The sequence below is a fragment of the Zavarzinella formosa DSM 19928 genome (genome assembly GCF_000255705.1).
In the GTDB taxonomy this organism is placed as follows: domain Bacteria; phylum Planctomycetota; class Planctomycetia; order Gemmatales; family Gemmataceae; genus Zavarzinella; species Zavarzinella formosa.
This window is the reverse complement of the sequence record NZ_JH636456.1, coordinates 59,984-80,718: the sequence shown is the minus strand read 5'-3', so window position 1 is coordinate 80,718 and position 20,735 is coordinate 59,984. Positions and strand designations below refer to the sequence as shown.

The 20,735-nt window shown below is 63.3% G+C and carries 18 protein-coding genes and 3 pseudogenes; all 21 read right to left on the bottom strand.

What is annotated here, in order from left to right; translation table 11 throughout:
* Window positions 1-194: 194 nt before the first annotated feature.
* Window positions 195-1,196 carry a M90 family metallopeptidase gene (locus BGIM_RS56430; RefSeq protein ID WP_020476474.1) on the bottom strand — a complete coding sequence of 334 codons (1,002 nt, stop codon included), beginning with the start codon at window positions 1,194-1,196 and terminating at the stop codon, window positions 195-197.
* 28 nt (window positions 1,197-1,224) lie between these two features.
* Window positions 1,225-2,056: pseudogene (locus BGIM_RS56425) on the bottom strand (polyphosphate kinase 2 family protein).
* Between the two features lie 86 nt (window positions 2,057-2,142).
* Window positions 2,143-3,036, bottom strand: a complete 894-nt coding sequence (locus BGIM_RS0146820) for a F0F1 ATP synthase subunit gamma (protein ID WP_020476473.1) — start codon at window positions 3,034-3,036, stop codon at window positions 2,143-2,145.
* Window positions 3,033-4,676 carry an alternate F1F0 ATPase, F1 subunit alpha gene (locus BGIM_RS0146815; RefSeq protein WP_020476472.1) on the bottom strand — a complete coding sequence of 548 codons (1,644 nt, stop codon included), beginning with the start codon at window positions 4,674-4,676 and terminating at the stop codon, window positions 3,033-3,035. Before BGIM_RS0146815 ends, BGIM_RS0146820 begins: the two co-directional genes overlap by 4 nt.
* Window positions 4,673-5,515: a F0F1 ATP synthase subunit delta gene (locus BGIM_RS0146810; RefSeq protein ID WP_020476471.1), complete on the bottom strand. Its 843-nt coding sequence runs from the start codon at window positions 5,513-5,515 to the stop codon at window positions 4,673-4,675. The genes BGIM_RS0146815 and BGIM_RS0146810 overlap by 4 nt, the downstream gene beginning before the upstream one ends.
* 2 nt (window positions 5,516-5,517) lie before the next feature.
* Window positions 5,518-5,799 carry a F0F1 ATP synthase subunit C gene (locus tag BGIM_RS0146805; protein WP_020476470.1) on the bottom strand — a complete coding sequence of 94 codons (282 nt, stop codon included), beginning with the start codon at window positions 5,797-5,799 and terminating at the stop codon, window positions 5,518-5,520.
* Window positions 5,800-5,801: 2 nt separating this feature from the next.
* Window positions 5,802-6,503, bottom strand: coding sequence for a F0F1 ATP synthase subunit A (locus BGIM_RS0146800; protein WP_029632174.1), 702 nt, complete (start codon window positions 6,501-6,503; stop codon window positions 5,802-5,804).
* Window positions 6,487-6,807: an ATP synthase subunit I gene (locus BGIM_RS0146795; RefSeq protein ID WP_020476468.1), complete on the bottom strand. Its 321-nt coding sequence runs from the start codon at window positions 6,805-6,807 to the stop codon at window positions 6,487-6,489. The genes BGIM_RS0146800 and BGIM_RS0146795 overlap by 17 nt, the downstream gene beginning before the upstream one ends.
* Window positions 6,800-7,135 carry an AtpZ/AtpI family protein gene (locus BGIM_RS0146790; protein ID WP_020476467.1) on the bottom strand — a complete coding sequence of 112 codons (336 nt, stop codon included), beginning with the start codon at window positions 7,133-7,135 and terminating at the stop codon, window positions 6,800-6,802. Before BGIM_RS0146790 ends, BGIM_RS0146795 begins: the two co-directional genes overlap by 8 nt.
* Window positions 7,128-7,532, bottom strand: a complete 405-nt coding sequence (locus tag BGIM_RS0146785) for a F0F1 ATP synthase subunit epsilon (RefSeq protein WP_020476466.1) — start codon at window positions 7,530-7,532, stop codon at window positions 7,128-7,130. The genes BGIM_RS0146790 and BGIM_RS0146785 overlap by 8 nt, the downstream gene beginning before the upstream one ends.
* Window positions 7,522-9,030, bottom strand: coding sequence for a F0F1 ATP synthase subunit beta (atpD, locus tag BGIM_RS0146780; RefSeq protein WP_029632172.1), 1,509 nt, complete (start codon window positions 9,028-9,030; stop codon window positions 7,522-7,524). Before atpD ends, BGIM_RS0146785 begins: the two co-directional genes overlap by 11 nt.
* Before the next feature lie 63 nt (window positions 9,031-9,093).
* Window positions 9,094-9,555, bottom strand: a pseudogene (locus BGIM_RS68020) (class I fructose-bisphosphate aldolase); the annotation flags it as partial.
* A 121-nt stretch (window positions 9,556-9,676) separates the two neighbouring features.
* Window positions 9,677-9,985: pseudogene (locus BGIM_RS68600) on the bottom strand (class I fructose-bisphosphate aldolase); the annotation flags it as partial.
* A 62-nt stretch (window positions 9,986-10,047) separates the two neighbouring features.
* The gene (locus BGIM_RS0146770) at window positions 10,048-12,447 is read right to left on the bottom strand and encodes a phosphoketolase family protein (protein ID WP_020476463.1); all 2,400 of its coding nucleotides are present in this window, start codon (window positions 12,445-12,447) and stop codon (window positions 10,048-10,050) included.
* Window positions 12,448-12,581: 134 nt separating this feature from the next.
* Window positions 12,582-14,900, bottom strand: a complete 2,319-nt coding sequence (locus BGIM_RS0146765) for a heavy metal translocating P-type ATPase (protein ID WP_020476462.1) — start codon at window positions 14,898-14,900, stop codon at window positions 12,582-12,584.
* A gap of 10 nt (window positions 14,901-14,910) precedes the next feature.
* Window positions 14,911-16,101, bottom strand: a complete 1,191-nt coding sequence (locus BGIM_RS0146760) for an acetate/propionate family kinase (protein WP_020476461.1) — start codon at window positions 16,099-16,101, stop codon at window positions 14,911-14,913.
* A complete protein-coding gene (locus BGIM_RS56420) occupies window positions 16,088-16,735 on the bottom strand; it encodes an HAD family hydrolase (RefSeq protein ID WP_020476460.1) in 648 nt (215 codons plus the stop codon). Before BGIM_RS56420 ends, BGIM_RS0146760 begins: the two co-directional genes overlap by 14 nt.
* A 24-nt stretch (window positions 16,736-16,759) precedes the next feature.
* Entirely contained in the window at window positions 16,760-16,993 is a 234-nt protein-coding gene (locus tag BGIM_RS0146750) for a hypothetical protein (protein WP_020476459.1), read from the bottom strand.
* Between the two features lie 43 nt (window positions 16,994-17,036).
* Window positions 17,037-18,776 (bottom strand): phosphoglucomutase (alpha-D-glucose-1,6-bisphosphate-dependent), encoded by a 1,740-nt coding sequence (gene pgm, locus BGIM_RS56415; RefSeq protein WP_020476458.1) that lies wholly within the window; start codon window positions 18,774-18,776, stop codon window positions 17,037-17,039.
* Entirely contained in the window at window positions 18,773-20,167 is a 1,395-nt protein-coding gene (gene zwf, locus BGIM_RS0146740; RefSeq protein ID WP_020476457.1) for a glucose-6-phosphate dehydrogenase, read from the bottom strand. The genes pgm and zwf overlap by 4 nt, the downstream gene beginning before the upstream one ends.
* The gene (locus tag BGIM_RS0146735; RefSeq protein WP_020476456.1) at window positions 20,164-20,451 is read right to left on the bottom strand and encodes a hypothetical protein; all 288 of its coding nucleotides are present in this window, start codon (window positions 20,449-20,451) and stop codon (window positions 20,164-20,166) included. The genes zwf and BGIM_RS0146735 overlap by 4 nt, the downstream gene beginning before the upstream one ends.
* Between the last annotated feature and the right edge of the window lie 284 nt (window positions 20,452-20,735).

Sequence of the window (20,735 nt, the reverse complement as noted above, 5' to 3'; positions counted from 1 at the left end):
TTCCTCCACCTATTTGGAGAAGGTTACCCATCAAAGAGATTCGGTATTAGACGTGGCTGATCTTATTGTAAAACGCCTTCGTCTCGGCCTTCGTCTGGAAAACGCGGAGGGGCTCCGACTGGTTCGCGGGCGGGGTGGTCGTGGATTGCGTCATGGTCGCTCCTGGCAAGTTTGTTCTTGGTGTCGATCGTGCGTCAGGCAGTGCTCGTGTCGGGCGGGTCAACGGGTGCGTTCAAACAGCAGTCCTTGAACTTCTTGCCGCTTCCGCAGGGGCAGGCAGCGTTCCGCCTCGCCCGGTGGCGAACGAGCGGCAGATGGCTTGCGATCGCCGCGGGGTCTTGATGGAATAGTCTGCGAAGCAACCCGTAAAGAACGGGATCTTTCGCTCGCAGCTCTTCAGGAGCTCCGAAGAAGTATTCCGTCAGGACGGCGAAGAATTCGTGCTCGTTCGTGTAGGCGTAGTCGTTGACGCCGGTGCGGCGTCCCGACTGGTGAAGGAGTTCCCTGGCGACGTACCCGACCCACTGGCGAACGGTCTCCGGCGGAACTTCCGGCGGGAGACCGTTCTCCGCCTCTGTTTGTTCGACAAGGTGTGCGAACTCGTGAACGCCGACGTTTTGCGTGTTTGGCCCGTCGGCGAACCCCGAAAGGAGGGATGGCTTGGAGAGGATCACCACCCCGCGCAGGTGGCCCAAGCCGGTCAGTCCGAGGATGTTCGCGTCGTCCGTCCTCTCCGTCCGGTATCCTTGGTCGAACGCCCCCGGGTAAACGAGGACTTCTCCCAGCCGGCGGTAGTCCCAGTGCTCGAACCCGAACACGGGAATGATCGCACTGGCCGCGACGAGCGCCCGAATCACGTCGTCCGCCTCGGTCCGGACGCCGGTCACCCTCACCTCGTCCAGGAACACGGCGACCATCTGACGGAACCGCTCCCGCTGCGCGTCGTCCAGCGCCCGGTAGAATCGAACCCGGCGTTCGAGAACCTCAGCCCACTGCGGCGGGAACGGCCGCCGGACGACGGCCATCCGCCGCACGCACCGGTGACGAATCAACCAGAATCCGACGGGCGCCAGCGCCAGGGACACGACGAGCGGCGGGTAGAACCACGCCCACAGCCCGCCCGCGACGGCAACGGCGGCGCTCACCAGCAGGGCATGGCGGCGGTTGTGGCGGTCGATTGCAGGGGTTACGAGCACAGTCGAACTACTCCCGGTTGAATGACGGCTACACTTGTTCCGCCGCGAGGTGTTTTTTCCGAATTTGGTCGAGATCCACCGTCGGCGGGGGGAAACGCATACCGAGACCGTCCAGGTAATCGACCACAATGCGGGCGACGACGAGGTTCCGGAACCACTTGTGGTTCGCCGGAATCACGAACCAGGGGGCGGCATCGGTGCTGCACCGTGACAGGGCCTCTTCATACGCGGCCGTATACTCGTCCCAATGTTTGCGCTCTGAATAGTCGGCTTCGCTGATCTTCCACTGCTTCGCCGGGTCGTCTAGCCGGTCTTTTGAAGCGACTCAACTGCTCTTCCTTGGAGATGTGCAGATAGAACTTCAGGATGTGGGTGCCAGACTCGATGAGTCCCTTTTCGAACGCGTTGATCCGGGCATAGCGACCGGACCAGACGGTTTCGGGCACCAGGTTGTGGACTCGAACGACGAGTACGTCCTCGTAGTGAGAGCGGTTAAAGACCACCACTTCGCCCCGCGCCGGCGCTGCGCGGTGGACACGCCAGAGGAAGTCGTGGGCGGCCTCTTCAGCCGAGGGCTGCCTGAATCCAACCACCCGGCAACCTTGCGGATTTATTGAACCCATCACGTGGTTGATCGTTCCGTCCTTGCCTCCCGTATCCATCCCCTGGAGGCAGATCAGGAGGGAGAATCTGCCGTCTGAATAGAGCAACTCTTGAAGTTCGCGCAACTTCTGGCGGAGATCTTCTGTTTCCTTGTCAGCATCTTTGCGGCTTTCGTCATTGTCTTTGAGTCCGGGTTCGACGTCCTTAAGCTTGAGCCGCGTGCCGGGTGCGACTCGAAACCGTTGCAAGAAGTTCATGTTCGCCCTCCTTCAGATTCCAGATTGTGTTCGCCTGTCAAAGACCATGTGAAACGATCCGACGTTGACTGTCACGCCGAATCCCGTCATTTCTCATGTCCGATCAACGCCTCGAAGCCGGAAATGACATCGAACAGCTCCTCGTCAATGCCGCTTTGGCGCAGCCGGTGGAAGTCGCTGGTGAGGGCGCCCAGGAGTTCGTCGATGTTTTTGTCGGCGCGCTGCATCGCCGCCAGACGGCTCGCATTTTCGCTCGCCAGGGAGTCGGCGCACGCCCGAAAGAGCGAGGCGAATAGGTATTCGCGGATCAATGCCCGCAGCGTCGCAGGGCCGCCGCCCACGATCTCGGGCAAATTCCCGGTCGGCCAGGGGCGCCCGGCCAGGGCGCTCCGCCACGTCTCATCCAGGGGCAGCAGACGCTGACTGGTGGGTTCGTAACCCGCACCGGCCGTGGGGCGGTTGAAAAAGAGGTGGAGTTCGGCGAGCGCACTCAGTCCGTTGTGCCGGTCGCTCGCCATGAGAATTTGCCCGATGAGGTGGGTGATGGCTTTGACGCTGTTCGGCACGGCGAAGAGGCCGACCGGCGGCACGCCCGCGTCCTTCAATCGCGCATGAACGCGCTCGCCGACCGCCCAGACCCGGGATCGTCCGGGCCGGGCGGCCAGGACCGTCACCGCCTGTTGCGCGATGACGTCGTTAAACTGGCCGACCAGACCCTGATCGGAACCGAACACGACCGCTCCGACCGTGACCGCGTCTGTTCTTCCCGACCTTCCGTTTTCCAACGCCGCCGCCCCGGCGTCCCGCAAGCAGACGCTCAACCCCAACTCCACTCCCCGATAATAGTCGGCCAGCGCGCGAACCGCTCGCTCGTACTGGTCGATGCTCGAGGCGGCCAGCGCCTTCATGGTGCGGACGACGGACTGGAGTTGCCCGGCGCTGTCGATCTTTCGGCGGAGGCTCGCGGTGGTATCGCTCACGAGTTCTCCTTGGGGGCCGGAGGGGCTTTGGATTCCGGCGCGGCCTCGGGCTTCGTCGTTGCCTTCGGCTTCTCGTTGGATTTTGAACCGGCGACGGTTTCTTTGTCCGGCTTGGGTTGGAACTCGTTCAATGCCTGGCGGGCAATGTCGACGAATGCTTTGCGATCCTCGTCGCTGAATTTGTCCGCCGTGTCCAGGCGTCTGACGACCTCCGCCGGAATCAGCGACGCGGCTTTGAGCAGCGCCCGCCCGGCCTCCGTCATCCGATTCAGCGGCACTTCGTCGAACAGTCCGGCGCCCAGCGCCAGCAGCACGGCGATCTGCGCGGGCATGGGCTCTGGGTCGAATTCCGGCTGTTTGAGGCAGGCTCGGATTCGCCGTCCGTGTTCGATGGTTTTGCGGGTGTCCTCGTCCAGGCGCGCCCCGAACTTCGAGAACGTCTCGAGTTCCTCGAACTGGGCGTACGCGAGTTTGAGGTCGCCCGCCACCGCGCGGTACGCCGCGCGCTGCGCCTTGCCGCCGACGCGCGAAACGGATTTGCCGACATCGACGGCGGGGAGCACCCCCAATTCAAACAGAGACGGCGAGAGGTAAACCTGTCCGTCCGTGATGGAAATCAGGTTCGTCGGAATGTAAGCGGAGATGTCTTGGGCTTCGGTTTCGATGATCGGCAGGGCCGTCAGGGAGCCGCCGCCGCGTTCCTTGCGCAGGTGCGTCGCGCGTTCGAGGAGCCGCGAGTGGATGTAGAAGATGTCGCCGGGGAACGCTTCCCGGCCGGGCGGGCGGCGCAGCAGGAGCGAAAGTTCGCGGTAAGCGCGGGCGTGGTGGGTCAGGTCATCGTAGACGATCAGCACGTCCCGGCCCTGTTCCATGAAATGCTCCGCGATGCTGGTCGCGGCGTACGGGGCGATGTAGGCGAGACCGGGAGGGTCGTTTCCCTCGGTCACGACGACGACGGTGTGATCCAAACCGCCCTTCTCCCGCAGAGTGGCAACGGTCTTGGCCACGGACGACGCTCGCTGGCCGATGGCGCAGTACACGCACAGCACGCCCTGGTCGCGCTGGTTGAGAATGGTGTCGAGGGCGATGGCGGTCTTGCCCGTCTGCCGGTCGCCGAGGATAAGCTCGCGCTGGCCGCGACCGATGGGAATCAGCGAGTCGAGAACCTTCAAGCCGGTCTGGAGCGGGACGGTGACGGGCGCGCGGTCCATGATGGGCGGGGCGGCGCGTTCGATCGGCAATCGCCCGCCCGAAGCCACCGGACCGTTGCCGTCAAGCGGCCGTCCGAGCGGATCGATGACGCGCCCCAACAACCCGTCGCCCACGACCACGTCCATGACCCGGCCCGTGCGGCGGACCTCATCACCCGCGTGGAGGCGCCAGAAGTCGCCGAGAAGAACCACGCCGATTTCGTCCTCGTCGATGTTGAACGCGATGCCGAACACGCCGCCCGGAAAGGTCACCAGTTCGTCGCAGCCCGCGCCGGGGAGCCCGGAGACCCGGGCGATCCCGGTCGAGACGCTCGCGACCGTGCCCACCTCGCATGGCGCGAATTGGGGTGAGAACGCATCCCGCCCGCGGCTCAGGCCGGCGAACGCCCGGTCGAAAGCGACTCGCAACGAATCAGCCGGCGCGCTCATACGGGCTCCTTCGCCGTGTCGGGCCGAGTCTCGGGCTTGGGCTTGGCTCCCGGTTTGATTTCGGGAGTGTCTCGGGGCTTCGCTCCTTTTTTCAGGAGTTCGCCGATGCTGGCGTCCATCAACGCGAGGTATTCCGCGATGCTCCACGCCACCTTTTGGCCGTTCGTGGTGAGTTCGATCCCGCCGATCAGGGCCGGGGCGGTCTCGAACCGGAGGGGGATGTCCGCCGAGAGCGTCTCGTTCAGCGCCTTCTGGATCATCTCCCGCTGCTTGGCGGGCAGGTCGAACTCGCTGCGCACCGGAATCGGACCGCGAGATGCGCGAACCGCTTTGGCGAGACCATCCTTCGCCTCCCCGTTGAGTTCGCGCAATCGCCGGGTGAAGACGTCGCAAATGCGTTCTTCCAAATTCGTCCCGGAGAGATCCGTCAGCGTCTTCCTCGCGATGGCGAACACTTCTTCCCGGGTCCGGCGGGTAATCTCGTCATGAAGACTCTGCTGGTCGCGGTTCAACGCGTCCTGTTGTCTGGCTCGAAGCGAGTCGGCCGCGTTCCTCGCCTCGTCGAGGAGCCGCTGACGTTCGGCGGTCGCCTCGGTCGTGGCCTTGTCGAGCAGTGAAACGCGTTGCCGGTCGAACTCCTGATTCTTCTTTTGGAACTCGTCTCGCTCCTTTTGCGCGTCGGCCTTTTTCGCGACGGCGTCGGCGAGTTCCGCGGCAATGAGTTTCTCCCGCGCGTCAATGGCGTTGAGGACGGGTTTGTACAGAAATCGCCTCATCAACCACACCAAGAGGAGGAAGTTGAGCGCCTGCGCGCCGACGGTGAACCAATCGATGAGCATGGTTACTTCCCCGCGGCTTGGGAGATGACGTGGTTCCAGAACGGATTGGCGAAAATCAGGATCATGGAGACCACGAAGCAGTAGATGGCCGTGGACTCGATCATCGCCAGGCCGACGAACAGGGTTCGGGTGATGGTGGCGGAGGCGTCGGGCTGCTGCGCCAGCGAGGTGAGGGCGGAGGAGACCGCCCTTCCTTCGCCAACCGCCGGCATCATGCAGCCGATGCTGGTCGTGAATCCGGCGGTCACGATCGAGGCGACTGCGATCAGTGTCATGGCGTCCATGGTTATTCCCCTGGTTCTTTCTCGGGTTCAGGAATCGGTCCGGTCTTATGCGTCGCGGCGGCGATGTAGACGGTGGCGAGAATGAAAAAGATGTAAGCCTGCACCATGCCGGTCAGCAGGCCGAGCGCGGTCATCACGACCGGAAAGAGGAAGGGCGTGATGGTGAGCAGAATGCCGATGATCATCGCCCCGCTCATCATGTTGCCGAACAGGCGCACCGCCAGCGCCAGCGTGCGTGAAACTTCGCTGATGATGTTGAACGGCAGCATGATGACGGTCGGCTCGACGTAGGACTTGAGGTAGCCGCCCACGCCCTGATCCGCGATGCCGAAGAACGGGACGGCCACGAAGACGCACAGCGCGAGCGCCGTGGTGGTCGAGAGTGACGCCGTCGGCGGTTCGTAGCCGGGGATGACCGTGCACAGGCTGGCGATGGCGACGAACAGGAAGAGCGTGCCCAAAAAGCCGATGTAAGTCCGCGGTCGTCCCAGGCCCACCTCTTCGATTTGTTTCACAATGAAGCCGACGACGATCTCCAGGAAGTTCTGCCAGCGTGACCGCGCCAAATCCTTGGACAGGCGCCTTGTGACGAGCTTCGAGCCGGCAGCCAGCGCAAGCATCAGACCCCAGGTGAACACAATGGTGGCGTTGAGCTTGAGAAACCCCTGCTGCCAGAAAATCATCTCATCAGGACTCAGTCGCATGGCTCGCCTCCCGGACCGGTTGGATCAGTCGCCGGACTGCCGGCCTGGTCAGTCGCGTCATAAAGAGTCGGGCCATGACAAATCCGAGTAGGCAGGGCAGCAACCGCTCCCAATGGCCGCCGGACACAAAGTAGAAGCCGACCACGGTCACGCCCGTCCGCAGCAGCAGGCTGCCGAAAAACCACAGCGCCGGCCTTGGTGACGAAATGGTCTTGCGAACTGTCCACCACAAGCCGCCGAAGAACAGCAGGCCAAGCGCCACGCCCGCCAGCCACGCCAGCGCCAAAGACAGCGACTCATTCATCGGAATTCTCCTGTTCGTCGCGGATCGCCCGATCCTCTTTGGCAACCCATTGCCACGCATTCAGACAGCCGATCACGAGCCCGGCAACCAACAACGCCAGGGTCCAGGAGTGGCTTTCAGGGTGACGCTTGTCCAGCCAGAGACCGGCGGCCGCCCCGAGGAGTGTCGGGACCACCACCGACCAGCCGATCAGCCCCATCATGCCAAGACCGGACCAGACATGCGGCGGGTTCCGCCGGGCCTTAAGTTTCCGGGCCGCCTTCGCGCCCACCTCCCGGCTTAAGTTACTCGAGTTCCGCCCGCCCGGTGGTTCCGGCTCGTCACTCATGATAAAACTCCGCGAAGCGGCGGATGAAGCCGCTCTCCATCCGGGCCATCACCGAGCGGACGCTCCGCTCTTCGTCGTCCAGCGTCAGAAACTCCCGCTCCACCGCCTCCCGCAGCCGGCCGAGGTCCGTTCCGCCGATGGCGTTGCGAACGGAGACAATCATCTCCAATCCGGTTTTGACCAACATGCCCTCGTCGACGGCCACGTATGCCTGGCCCTCCGCTTCGGTTTCGTAGCTTAGAATCCCGGGCGCGAGCGCCGCGACGCAATCGAGCCGGTGCGGCAGGATGCCGAACGAGCCGTCCCGCGTCTCCGCCACGACGCGCGACACGCCGGTCTTCTCGGCGAAGATTCGGAACGGCATAAGCACCTTGAGGGTCATGAGTTCAAGAGGCATGTCTGGCCTTCTGGCGGGGTTTCCCCCCGGTTGTCGCCGGCTGTTCGCGTTTGCCTTCGCTTTCGGGTGTGGCTGTCGGTTTCGGCTTGCCGTCGGGTGTCGGCAGGTCGGGTTTCACCGACTTCTTCGCCTCGTCGATCGTCCCGATCATGTAGAGCGCTCGCTCGGGATAGTCGGTGAACTCGTCTCGCAGGATTCGTTCGCAACCGTCGAGCGCGTCCTTGAGGCTGACGAGCTTTCCCGGCAAATTGGTGAACTGCTCGGTCGTGAAAAAAGGCTGAGTCAGAAACCGCTCCAGTCGGCGGGCGCGGGCGACGACGTTGCGGTCCTCGGGCGAAAGTTGCTCCAGGCCGAGCATGGCAATGATGTCTTTGAGGTCCGCGTATTGCGCGAACGTCCGCCGAATCTCCTGCGAGATGCCATAGTGGCGCTCGCCGACGATTCCCGGCGTGGCCATCTTGGAACTGGACTGGAGCGGGTCGATGGCCGGGAAGAGACCTTCGCTCGCCCGCTTGCGTGAAAGGACGATTGACGCGGAGAGGTGGGAAAAAGTGTGCACCGCCGCCGGGTCGGTGAAATCGTCCGCCGGCACGTACACCGCCTGGATGGAGGTGATGGCGCCCGTGTCCGTGTTGGCGATGCGTTCCTCCAATTGCGACAGTTCGGTGCCCATCGTGGGCTGGTAGCCCAGCCTCGACGGCATCTGGCCCATCAATCCGGACACCTCCATGCCGGCCTGGATGAAGCGAAAAATGTTGTCAATGAGCAGCAGCACGTCGCGGCGTTCGTCGTCCCGGAAATACTCGGCCATGGTGAGCGCGGCGTGGCCAACGCGGAACCGGGCTCCAGGCGGCTCGTTCATCTGGCCGAAGATCATCACCATGTTGGGGAGAACCCCGGCGTCTTTCATTTCGCGGCGGAGTTCCTCCCCCTCCCGGCAGCGTTCGCCGATCCCGCAGAAAATGCTGACGCCCTGCTGGCGCCCGATCATGTTGTGGATCATCTCGGTGAGCAACACTGTCTTGCCGACGCCCGCCCCGCCGAACAGTCCGGCTTTGCCGCCTCTTTCCATCGGAACGAGCACGTCGATGACCTTGATGCCGGTCTCGAAGATCTCCGACTTCGTGGACCGCCGCGCCAGCGGCGGCGGCGCCCGGTGGACCGAACGCCACTGGACGCCGGCGGGGGCCGGATCACGGTCGATGGCGTTGCCGAACACGTCGAACATCCGCGAGAGGATCCCTTTGCCCACCGGCGCTTTCAACTGGCCGCCCGTGTCCGACACCGCGCTGCCACGGGCGAGGCCTTGCGTTGGGGTGAGCGCAATTCCTCGCACGTGCCTCGCATCGCGCTGCGCCAGAACTTCGATCACGATCTGCCCGTTTTCCCCCGCGCGCAGAAGCGAGTAAACCGGCGGCAAACACTTGTCGAAGCGGACATCCACAACGCTGCCGCGCACCCCGACGACAGCGCCCGTGTTCAAATCCTTACTACTCATGGCCCCTCCATCGCCGCGGTGTATTCGCCCCGTCGCGCCGCCCCGTGTTGCACTTGGCCCGGTGGAGCAAGTTTGTTGGGCCGCTTGGACATTGGCCTCCTGGCTCCGCCAGATTTCCAAGACGGCCTGCTGGATCGCGCGGGCGAACGAAAACGTCAGCGCCCAGGGCATCCGTCCCTTGAATCGAACGTTCATGGCATTCAAACGGGCCGAGGCCAGTTCGGCGGCTTGGCCGTCCGAGAGGAACGCGACTCCCGGCACGGCGGCCGGGACGGCTCGCAAGAGGCGCTCCACCGTCGCGTCGGACACCTCGTCCACGCTCGCCTGCCCAGGGCAGGCCAGCCCCGGAAGCACCATATTGGTCTTCAAAAGCATCCCCCCGACTGTCACCCGTTGTGAGAAAAGCGGGTCGAACACCTCGCGCAGGACGAGTTCCGTGACCTCGCGGCACCGCTCCAGGGTGTTCGCACCCGCCATGAGGACTTCCGGTACGACGACAGGGACCAGTCCGGCCTCCTGGCACAATGCGGCATACCGTGCCAACGCCTGTGCGTTGGCACGGTATGCCGCCCCGGCTGGGAATGCCGTCGCCGATCGTAATCACCGCTCGCCACTTGGCGAATCGCACCCCCGTATTCGAGTATTCCGCCAGCCGGTCGCGCAAGCCGTCCAGACCTTCGGTGATCTTCTCACAAGGGTGACCCGCCATGTCTTTCGCCCCGGTATCCGCCTTGATGCCGGGGATGATTCCCGCCTCGCCGATGACTTTCACAATCGGAGAGCCGTCCTTCGTTCGTTGGCGGATCGTCTCGTCATACAAGATCGCGCCGCTGATGCACTCACCGAGACCGGGCGTGGTCACAATCAACTCCCGGCAGGCGCGTCGGGCCTCCTCGGTTTGAGGAATCCCCAACCGGGCGAATCGCTTGTTGCACGTGGGATTGCTTTCATCCATCTCCAGCAGACCCTTGTCCCCGGCGACGAGCGCCCTCGCGGTGCCGATCAGTTTCTGCGCGTTCATTCGGCTTTCCCCCACTTCCAGTTGCGGATCTCCAGCATGTCCTGGCCGTGCCGGCCGATGTAATGGTTGTGTTCGATGAGTTTGTCCCTCATCATCTGCTTGAGGTAGTCACCCTTTGTCCCGAGATGCGGCAGCCGGTCGACCACGTCCCGCACCAGATGAAAGCGGTCAAGGTCGTTCTGCACCCTCATGTCGAAGGCCGTCGTGATCGTGCCCTCTTCCTTGTAGCCCCGGACGTGAAGATTGCGGTTGGTGCGGCGGTAGGTCAGTCGGTGGACCAGCCAGGGATAGCCGTGGAAGCCGAAGATGATGTGCCTGTCCTTCGTGAAGAGCGAGTCATAATCCGTTTCGCTCAGCCCGTGCGGGTGCTCGCTCGCGGACTGGAGCTTCATCAGATCGACGACATTGACCACCCGGATTTTGAGGTCGGGCAGGTGTCGGCGCAGGATGGACACGGCGGCCAGCACTTCCAGTGTGGGCGTGTCGCCGCAGCACGCCATCACCACGTCCGGCTCGGAATCCTGGTCGTTGCTAGCCCACTGCCAGATGCCGATGCCCTCCGTGCAATGCGCGACCGCGGCGTCCATGGTCAGCCATTGCGGGAGCGCGTGTTTTCCGGCCACCACCACGTTCACGTAATGCCGGCTGCGAAGGCAGTGGTCAAAGACCGACAGCAGACAGTTCGCATCGGGGGGAAGGTACACTCGCACGATGTCGGCTTTTTTGTTGATGACGTGGTCAAGGAAACCCGGGTCCTGGTGGGTGAAGCCGTTGTGGTCCTGCTGCCAGACGTGGGAGGCCAGCAGATAGTTCAGTGACGCGATCCTCCGCCGCCAGGGAAGTTCCAGCGTGACCTTCAGCCACTTGGCATGCTGGCTGAACATTGAGTCAATGATGCGGATGAAGGCTTCGTAACTGTTGAACAGCCCGTGCCGCCCGGTCAGCAGGTAGCCCTCGAGCCAGCCCTCGCACTGATGCTCGCTGAGCATCGAGTCAAGCACGCGGCCGGTCGGCGCGAGGAATTCGTCGTTGTTGACTTCCCGCGCGTCCCACTGGCGGTTGGTGACCTCAAAGACCGCGCCCAGGAGATTCGAGAGCGTCTCGTCGGGACCGAAGACGCGGAAGTTCCGCTGGTCCTGATTCAGACTGGCCACGTCGCGGAGGAACTTCCCCAACACGAGCGTGTCCTGCCCCTCGACCTCGCCGGGCGAAGGCACGCTGACCGCATGAGCGTGGAAGTCTGGCATACGCAGGTCGCGCAACAGGAGGCCGCCGTTGGCGTGGGGATTGGCGCCCATCCGCCGCTCGCCCGTCGGCGCCAGTTCCGCCAGCTCCGGAATGAGCCGGCCCCTGTCATCGAAAAGCTCTTCCGGCTTGTAGCTCTTCATCCAACTCTCGAGTTCCCGGACGTGTCCGGGGTGATCGGCGGTTACCAGCAGCGGCACCTGGTGGGAGCGGAACGTGCCCTCGATTTGCAGACCATCGACGACCTTCGGCCCGGTCCAGCCCTTGGGCGACCGCAACACGATCATGGGCCAGCGAGGCCGCGCGGGGTCGCTGTTGTTTCTCGCCTTCTTTTGGATTTGCCGGATTTCCTCGACGACCTTGTCCAGGATGCCGGCCATTCGCTCGTGCATTACTTGCGGGTCGTCGCCTTCCACGAAGTGGGGCGACCAGCCGCAGCCGCGGAAGAACTGCTCCAGTTCCTCGTGTTCGATCCGTGCCAGCATCGTCGGGTTGCTGATCTTGTAGCCGTTGAGGTGCAGGATCGGCAGCACGGCCCCGTCGGTGGCCGGGCTGAGCATTTTGTTGGAGTGCCACGCGGCGGCCAGCGGACCCGTTTCCGCTTCCCCGTCCCCCACGACACAGGCGACGATCAGATCGGGGTTGTCGAACACCGCCCCGAAGGCGTGGCTGAGCGAGTACCCCAACTCGCCGCCCTCGTGAATCGACCCCGGAGTGCTCGGCGCGACATGGCTGGAGATCCCGCCCGGCCATGAGAACTGCATAAACAACTTTTTTAACCCGGCCTCGTCCTGTCCGACGTCTGGATAAACCTCACTCCAGGTGCCTTCGAGGTAGACATTGCCGACGATGGCCGGGCCGCCGTGTCCGGGACCCGCAACATAGAACATGTTCAGGTCGTACTTCTTGATGACCCGGTTCAGATGCACGTAGATGAAGTTCTGCCCCGGCGTCGTGCCCCAGTGCCCGACCACAAGCGGCTTCACATGCGACTGCTGCAGCGGCTCCTTCAGCAGGGGGTTGTCGTAGAGGTAGATCTGTCCGACCGACAGGTAGTTGGCGGCACGCCAGTAAGCGTCCATCTTAAAGAGCAGTTCGGGCGAGAGCGCCGCTGTCGTCGGGGTGTCTTGTTTCATGGTTTCTGTCTTCATGGATCTTGTTTCCTGTTTGCCGGCAAAGGCCGAGGACGCCGCGTACGGTCCGGTGGCCAGAAGCTCTTGTGTGTGGTTGGCGCAAATCCCAAACCTGCTTGCCGCTTGTGTTGTCCTCATAACTGGCAACCCGCTCACAGCCCCACGTGGCGCAGTCGTAAGGCATTACTAATGACCGAGACGGAACTCAGGCTCATCGCGGCTCCGGCAATGATCGGGCTGAGCAATAACCCGAAGAACGGGTAAAGCCCCCCCGCCGCAATCGGAATCCCCAGGGCGTTGTAGAGGAAGGCGAAGAACAGGTTCTGCCGGATGTTCCGCATGGTGGCGTGACTGAGGCGGATGGCCCTGGCAATGCCGCGAAGGTCGCCCTTCACGAGCGTGATGCCCGCGATTTGCATCGCCACGTCGGCGCCGGTGCCCATGGCGATGCCGACATCCGCTTCGCCGAGGGCGGGCGCGTCGTTGATGCCGTCGCCGGCCATTGCGACGTGGCCGCCAGCCTCGCGCAGCTTCTTGATGTGGGCGACCTTTCCGGCGGGTTCGACCTCCGCCTCCACCCCGTCCAGGCCGAGCGTTTTCGCCACCGCCGCCGCCGTGCGGCGGTTGTCCCCGGTCAGCATGACGACCTTCAACCCGAGCGAGTGAAGATCGCTGATGGCTTCGGCGGTGGTGGCTTTGATGGGGTCGGCGACTGCGACGATTCCCGCCAGGTTGCCGTCGATGGCGACGAACATCGCGGTCTTGCCTTCTTCTTGAAGTTTGACCGCCGAGGCTTCGAGCGGCTCCAGACCGGTGATTTTTTCGTTCCGCAGGAAATCCGGTTTGCCGATGATCACCGCACGACCGGCGACGATGCCGACAACACCCCCCGCCGTCACCGAGCGAAAGTCCTTCACGGCTTCGAGGGGGAGGCTTTGTTCTTTCGCGCCCCTCACGATCGCGGCGGACAGCGGGTGTTCGCTGTTCTGCTCCAGCGAGGCCGTGAGCCGCAACATCTCCTTCTTGTCGAACCCGCCGACGGGCAGGATATCGACGATCTTGGGTTTTCCCTCCGTGAGGGTGCCCGTCTTGTCCACGACGAGCGTGGTGACCTTCTCCAAGAACTCAAGCACCTCCGCGTTCTTCACAAGCACGCCTTCCCGCGCGCCGCGTCCGACCCCGACCATGACGGACATGGGGGTGGCCAAACCGAGCGCGCACGGGCAGGCGATGATGAGAACGGCGACGGCGTTGACGATGGCATGCGCGAGCCTCGGCTCAGGCCCGAGCCAGAACCAGAGTGTGAACGTCACGACCGAAACCGCCAACACTGTCGGCACGAAGACGCCTGCGACCCTGTCCGCCAGGCCCTGAATGGGCGCCCGGCTGCGCTGGGCGTCGGCCACCATGGTCACGATCTGCCCGAGCAGCGTGTCGCTGCCGACGCGTTCGGCACGCATGACGAAACTGCCAGATCCGTTGACAGTGCCGCCCGTCACCTTGTCGCCGACGCTCTTTTCCATCGGGAGCGGTTCGCCGGTGATCATGGACTCGTCGACGCTGGAATGGCCTTCGACCACCTCGCCGTCCACCGGCACCTTGTCGCCGGGGACCACCCGCAGCCAGTCCCCGACTTTCACCCGGTCGAGCGGCACTTCATGATCGCCCTCCGGCATGACCTGCCTCGCCGTGGGCGGCGCGAGGTTCAGAAGGGCTGTGATGGCGCTGCCTGTGCGGCTGCGGGCCCGGAGTTCGAGCACCTGGCCAAGGAGGACCAGCACCACGATGACAGCGCCGGCCTCGAAATAAATGGGAAGCTCGCCGTGATGTTCCATTGAGTGGGGGAACAGGCCGGGCACGAGCATCGACACGGAGCTGAAGAGGAAGGCCGCGCCCACGCCGATGGCGATTAGGGTGAACATGTTCAAGTGCAGTGTCACGACGGAGCGCCAGCCGCGTTGCAAGAACGGCCAGCCTGCCCACCAGACCACGGGTATCGTGAGCGCGAATTGAATCCAGCGTGAGGCCTGACCATCCGCCCATGACTGACGGCCCAGTACGGGTATCAAGTGCGTCATCGCCAGGACGAACACCGGAATCGCCAGCACGGCGCCGATACAGAAGTGCCTCGTCATGTTGCGAAGTTCGGCGTTTTCCTCGCCGTCCGCTCCGGCCGTTGCGGTGTCCGGCTCCAGCGCCATGCCGCACTTGGGGCAGGCGCCCGGATGGTCCTGACGCACTTCGGGGTGCATCGGGCAGGTATAAATCGTTTTGTCCGAAGTCGGTGCGCTGGCCGCTGACCTCTCTCCCCGCGTAACAGCGGCGAGCTTGGACAGAAACTTTTTCCGGCAGTGCTCACTGCAAAAGTAAAACGTCTCACCCTCTCGATCAACATGGATCGCGGTTGCCGGGTCCACGGTCATGCCGCAGATCGGGTCTGTTGTCGCGGTTGCCGTTGCCGTCATGGGCATGCTCCCTTTTTCAGTTAAGGCTGACGACGGCACCAACCATCTTGGCGATCATCTGTTCCTCGTCTGTGTGAATCACGCGGACCGCAACCCTGCCGGCCGCCTTTGAAATAACCGCTCGATTCTCCGCGTTGTGCGTTTCGTCGAGTTCGATGCCGAGGAACCCCAGCCCATCGCAAATCCGTGTGCGGACGGGGGGCGAGTTCTCGCCGATGCCGCCCGCGAACACCAGTGTGTCCATGCCGCCGAGCGCCGCCGCGAACGCTCCGATCCATTTCTTGACCTGATAACAGAACAGCCCGACCGCTTCGGCCGCCCGCACATCCCGCGGTTCGCACGCCAGCAAATCACGCATGTCCGAACTCGTCTCGGATATCCCGAGCAATCCCGACCGGGCGTTGACCATCTCGTTGAACTGTTTCGCGGTCATCTTCTCGGTGCGAGCCAGATACCAAACCAACCCCGGATCGACATCGCCGGACCGGGTGCTCATTGGCACGCCGGCGGCCGGGGTAAATCCCATGCTGGTATCGACGGATTTGCCATCACGCACCGCCGCCAGGCTCGCGCCGCTGCCAAGGTGCGCGAGAATCACCCGGCCGGCTGTCGCCGTCGGGTCGCCCTGGGAAACGAGTTGCTCCATGAGGGATGAGTACGACAGCCCGTGGAACCCGTACCGACGCAAGCCTTGCGCCTCATAACGGCGCGGGATCGGCAACAACTGGGCCACACGCGGCAGGTCGTGATGGAAAGCCGTGTCGAAACAGGCGATTTGGGGTAGGTCCGGAAAACGGCGATGGAAAGCCTCAATCAGCAGGAGTTCTTCGGGCATATGCTCGGGATCGAACGGACTGAATTCGTGCAACTCCCGTACCATCACCACTGTGATTCGCTGCGCTTCGCGGTATTTCGGTCCGCCATGCACCACGCGATGCCCAACCGCAGTCAGCGCATCCCTCTTGTTGTGTCCCTCGACCCAACTCATCAACACACTCACCGCAGCGGCGTAGTCCGGCGCCGACAAGGACAGGGAAACATTGTCAGCCGGGTTCGCGCCTTTCACTCGAAGGGTGGCTTCGGACAATCCGATCCGGGAGATCGCCCCCTCGACAACCCGCCGGGAGTCGCCGCCTTCAAACAGTGCGAACTTGATGCTCGACGAGCCTCCGTTGATCGTGAGAATTCGCGGGTTAGCTGGTTGCATGGTTGACACCTTCATTGGTTTCCAGTCCGAACGAAGCCAGTTTTTCGCGGGTCGATTGGTGGTCCGTGTGAAGAATGCTCGGGATCCCCAACCCTTCGGCGATCTGGACGAACAGCGGGGTGTTCTCGATGTAGACGATCTGCCCGGGGGGCGTCTGGGCGATGTCCAGCGCCAGCCGAAAGATGTCCAGGTCGGGTTTGCGGACGTGGACGAAACAGGAAGACATGAAGCAGTCCACGAGTTCATCGAGCTTGAACTTGCGAACGCGATACGAATTGAGTTCACGAGCTTCGTTGCTGATCGCGGCGATCCTCAGTTTGTGCCGGGCCTTGAGCCGAACCACCAGGTCGAGCATCCAGGGATCCGGTTGCGACTGGGCTGTCATATACTCCCAGAATTGATCGCGAGTGAACGGTCGATCCTCGTAAAACACCGTCCGCGTCAAGTATTCCTGAAGCGTGAGCTTACCCTCTTCGAACGTGGCGAAGTTCAACTGGTGCCGCGGTTCCACCTCGTCCCATTCCAGGTTGAAGTTCGCCACCGCCCGACGGCGCGCGTGATGGTCCCAGCCGTTGGTGAGCAAGACGCCGCCGATATCCAAGAACAAAGTCGTGATCCGAGTCGTGCCAGCCATTTGGTCTCCGGTAATACAAGCGATTCATCGAGCAAGCGGAATGATGCTTGCTCGATGGCCAAGGCGGCAAGTGTTTTGGCCTTCGCAACAGGACACTTCTACCGATTCGATCAGGCCGTCGGGCGATTCGCGGGACAAGTCCACGACAAGGAACCACTCGGCGTCCGGTGAGTTCATGCGCGAGAAGGGACCGTGACTCTCAATCTCGGTGGGCGGCAGGCTGTGGATCGGGTAACGGACGCGTGCTTGTTGGCTCATCACTGCTTCTCCAAACGGGCTCCGGGCCGAATACGCGAACGGATCAGTTCGGATTCCCTTCGTCTCGCCACCGATCCTCGGCTTCACGGACCGTTTGCTCGTGAGGGGCCGGCGACTTGAGACCGCCTTCACGCTCCGGGACGACAGCCAGCGCATTGTCGACAATCGTTTGGGCTTCTTCCAAGATGCGGCGCAGGTGGTCCGTCCCGCGGAAGCTCTCGCCGTAAATCTTGTAGATGTTCTCGGTCCCCGAGGGTCGAGCCGCGAACCAGCCGTTTACAGCGACGACCTTCAACCCGCCGATGGGAGCGTCGTTGCCTGGCGCGCGGGTGAGAACACTCTGGATTCGTTCCCCCGCCAGTTCGGTGAGCTTGACCTGTCGGGGGGAGAGTTTCGCCAGCAGTTGTTTTTGCGCGGGCGTGGCCGGGGCCTCGACGCGGTCGTAAGCCGGCCCGCCGAACTCGCTCGTGAGGTCGCGGTAGATTTCACCGGGATCGCGACCCGTCCGGGCCGTGATTTCCGCCGCCAGCAAGGCCGGGATGATGCCGTCCTTGTCCGTCGTCCAGACGGTCCCGTCACGACGGAGGAACGTTGCCCCCGCGCTCTCCTCGCCGCCGAAACCCAGCGAACCGTCGAGCAAGCCGTCGACGAACCATTTGAACCCGACCGGCACTTCGCAAAGCTTCCGGCCCAGCTTGGCGGCCACCCGGTCGATCATTTGGGTGCTCACCAGTGTCTTGCCGACAGCGGCTTCCTCGCTCCAGTTCGGCCGGTGCTGGAAGAGGTAACGAACGACGACCGAGAGGTAGTGATTGGGCGGGAGAAGCCCCGCGCTTTTGGTCACGATCCCGTGCCGGTCGTGGTCGGTGTCGCAGGCGAAGGAGATATCGAACTGGTCCTTCAGGCCGATCATCCGGGCCATCGCATCGGGCGAGGATGGGTCCATACGGATCTGGCCGTCCCAATCGACGGTCATGAACCGGAAGGTCGGATCGACGGCCTCGTTGACGACCGTCAGGCTTAACTTGTGGCGATCGGCAATCGGCTCCCAGTAGTGAACGCCGGCGCCGCCGAGCGGATCAACCCCCAGGCGGATGTTTGCTCCGCGAATGACCTTCATGTCGATCACATTGCCGAGATCCGCGACGTAGGCGTTGAGGAAATCGTGCCGGTGCGTCGTGGCGGCGCTCAGCGCCTGCCGATGCGAAATCCGGTTCACGCCCCGCAGGCCACTAGCGAGAAACTCGTTGGCCTTCGCTCCGATCCAGTCCGTGACGGACGGCTCCGCCGGCCCGCCGTGGGGAGGGTTGTATTTGAAGCCGCCGTCGCGGGGCGGGTTGTGCGAGGGCGTGATCACGACGCCATCGGCCAGCCCGGTTTTTCGTCCGTGGTTGTACGTCAGAATCGCGTGAGACACGGCCGGGGTTGGCGTGTATTCGTCACCTTTCGCAAGCTTGACTTCGACGCCGTTGGCCGCCAGCACCTCCAGCGCGCTGGCAAGGGCCGGCTCCGAAAGGGCGTGCGTGTCCGCGCCGACGAATAGCGGGCCGTCGATCTGCTTCTGCTTTCGATACTGACAGATGGCCTGACTGATGGCCAGGATGTGCCACTCGTTGAACGCCCTGTCGAACGCGGATCCTCGGTGCCCCGAGGTTCCGAACGCGACCCGTTGCGCAGGCTCCGAGACGTCGGGCGTCTCGGCGAAATAGGCCGTGACCAGGCGCGGCACGTTGACGAGCATCGAAGGCTCGGCCGGTTTCCCGGCCAACGGGCTGATGTTCATCGCACCACCTCGGGCACGGGGTTGTGCCAGATGCCGTCCGGAGCGATGAGATCGTCCGCTTGTGTCGGACCCCAACTGCCTCGAACGTACGCATGGCACGGGTCGTGGGATTTGAGGACGCGATCGACCACCGCCCAGGCGGCCTCGATCGCGTCCTCGCGGGTGAAGAGTGCGCCGTCGCCTGCCAGGGCGTCGCCCAGGAGTCGCTCATATGGCGATTCCACACCCGCGAGTTCTTCGGACAGGAAGAGTTCGCGTTGGTCGCCGACGAACTCCTTGCCCGCGCGCTTGACGCGGGCCGAAATGGCGATGGCGGAATCGGGGGCCAGGCGGAATCGCAGATAATTGGCCCGGCCGGTCGTCGGGTTCGCGTCGCCAAAGAGCGCCTGGGGCGGAGGCTTCAACTCGACCAAGACTTCGTGCGCCGTTCGGGCCAGACACTTGCCGGAGCGGAGATACCAAGGCACCCCGGCCCACCGCCACGAGTCAAGGAACAGTCGCGCGGCGCAGAACGTCTCGACGTCCGAATCGTGCGCCACGTTGGCCTCGTCCCGATATCCGGCGTACTGGCCGCGCACCAGGTCGGCGGGAGTCAGCGGGCGCATCGCCCGGAAGACCTTTGTCTTTTCCGCATTGACAAGGCCGAAGTCCCGTCCCGCCGGCGGTTCCATCGCCAGGAGCGCGACGACCTGGAAGAGGTGATTCTCGATCACGTCCCGGAGGCAGCCCGCGGTCTCGTAAAAGCCCCCCCGGTTCTCCACCCCGAAATTCTCGGCGAGGGTGATCTGCACGCTGGCCACGTGGTTGCGGTTCCAGATCGGTTCCAGGAACGAGTTGGCGAATCGAAAGTATAGGATGTTCATGATCGCTTCCTTCCCGAGGAAGTGATCGATGCGGAAAATCGAGTCTTCCGGAAACACCGACCTCGCGACGCGGTTGAGTTCCCGCGCCGAGGCCAGGTCCCGGCCGAACGGTTTTTCGACGATGACTCTTGCCTGATCGGCCAACCCCGCCGAGCCGAGTCCGGCGATGACCGTCACGAACAATGAGGGCGGGATGGCGAGGTAGTGCGCCGGACGGCAAGATTTTCCCAGCTTGCCCTTGAGTTTCGCGAAGGTTGCGGGATCTTTGTAGTCGCCGCTCACATAATTGAATCGTCCCAGGAGCCGGTCAAAAGCGAGGGTGTCGTCGATCCCGCCCGCCCGAGTGATGCTGTCCCGCACCCGAGCGTGCAATTGGTCTGGAGTCCATGGCGGGAAGGCGACACCGATCACGGGCACATTCAACTCGCCCCGTTTCTCCATCGCATACAACGCCGGAAAAGTCATCTTGTGGGCGAGGTCGCCCGTGACGCCAAAGAGCGCCAGCGCGTCCGATTGGGCGACGGTCATCGGACACCCCCGTCGGAGCCTTCCGACCGATCCTTGTGTCCGCCGAACTGGAAACAAAAAGCCGAGAGCAATTTGTCCGCGAAGTCGGCCTCCCAGCGAGAGGCGAATCGTTCGTACAAGGCCGCAGTGGGCACCGGGACCGGGACCGACTCGTCGAGGCCCGCCTTGATTGTCCGGCGGCCCTCGCCCAAATCGGAAACCCGTCCGGTGAACGCCGCCAAGGCCGGACTATTCAACAAGGCGGTGGCGGACAAGTCCAGGAGCCACTCCGTATCGGTCATCATTCAATCTCCTCGGTTTTGATTGTTCGGCCTCGCTTTGCGTCCCGTGTCCAAAATGCGTGGGAGGCGATCCGATTTGCCATTCCCACGGCAAGCGACTCAATTGCCTTCCTTGCTTCCGGAGCAGTAACCGTCGCAGATCTGTCCGTCGTGAGACTTCGAGCATGTTCCGTGATGACTGCCTCATCGTTCTGGAAAGAGAAAATCGGCTCCGGGCCGAACGCATCGTCCGTCCGGACCGACGTTCGCCGGGGGGTATTCCGTCACTCCCCGTTTCACTTCGCGAC

Excerpts from the sequence above, each read along its gene's own strand:
- pgm (WP_020476458.1), bottom strand. The coding sequence starts at position 18,776 with ATGAACATCAGCCCGTTGGCCGGGAAACCGGCCGAGCCTTCGATGCTC.
- BGIM_RS0146765 (WP_020476462.1), bottom strand. The coding sequence starts at position 14,900 with ATGCCCATGACGGCAACGGCAACCGCGACAACAGACCCGATCTGCGGC.
- BGIM_RS0146810 (WP_020476471.1), bottom strand. The coding sequence starts at position 5,515 with ATGCTCATCGATTGGTTCACCGTCGGCGCGCAGGCGCTCAACTTCCTC.
- BGIM_RS0146750 (WP_020476459.1), bottom strand. The coding sequence starts at position 16,993 with ATGAGCCAACAAGCACGCGTCCGTTACCCGATCCACAGCCTGCCGCCC.
- BGIM_RS0146735 (WP_020476456.1), bottom strand. The coding sequence starts at position 20,451 with ATGATGACCGATACGGAGTGGCTCCTGGACTTGTCCGCCACCGCCTTG.
- zwf (WP_020476457.1), bottom strand. The coding sequence starts at position 20,167 with ATGACCGTCGCCCAATCGGACGCGCTGGCGCTCTTTGGCGTCACGGGC.
- BGIM_RS0146785 (WP_020476466.1), bottom strand. The coding sequence starts at position 7,532 with ATGCCTCTTGAACTCATGACCCTCAAGGTGCTTATGCCGTTCCGAATC.
- BGIM_RS0146805 (WP_020476470.1), bottom strand. The coding sequence starts at position 5,799 with ATGGACGCCATGACACTGATCGCAGTCGCCTCGATCGTGACCGCCGGA.
- atpD (WP_029632172.1), bottom strand. The coding sequence starts at position 9,030 with ATGAGTAGTAAGGATTTGAACACGGGCGCTGTCGTCGGGGTGCGCGGC.
- BGIM_RS0146800 (WP_029632174.1), bottom strand. The coding sequence starts at position 6,503 with ATGCGACTGAGTCCTGATGAGATGATTTTCTGGCAGCAGGGGTTTCTC.
- BGIM_RS0146790 (WP_020476467.1), bottom strand. The coding sequence starts at position 7,135 with ATGAGTGACGAGCCGGAACCACCGGGCGGGCGGAACTCGAGTAACTTA.
- BGIM_RS0146815 (WP_020476472.1), bottom strand. The coding sequence starts at position 4,676 with ATGAGCGCGCCGGCTGATTCGTTGCGAGTCGCTTTCGACCGGGCGTTC.
- BGIM_RS56420 (WP_020476460.1), bottom strand. The coding sequence starts at position 16,735 with ATGGCTGGCACGACTCGGATCACGACTTTGTTCTTGGATATCGGCGGC.
- BGIM_RS0146770 (WP_020476463.1), bottom strand. The coding sequence starts at position 12,447 with ATGAAGACAGAAACCATGAAACAAGACACCCCGACGACAGCGGCGCTC.
- BGIM_RS0146795 (WP_020476468.1), bottom strand. The coding sequence starts at position 6,807 with ATGAATGAGTCGCTGTCTTTGGCGCTGGCGTGGCTGGCGGGCGTGGCG.
- BGIM_RS0146760 (WP_020476461.1), bottom strand. The coding sequence starts at position 16,101 with ATGCAACCAGCTAACCCGCGAATTCTCACGATCAACGGAGGCTCGTCG.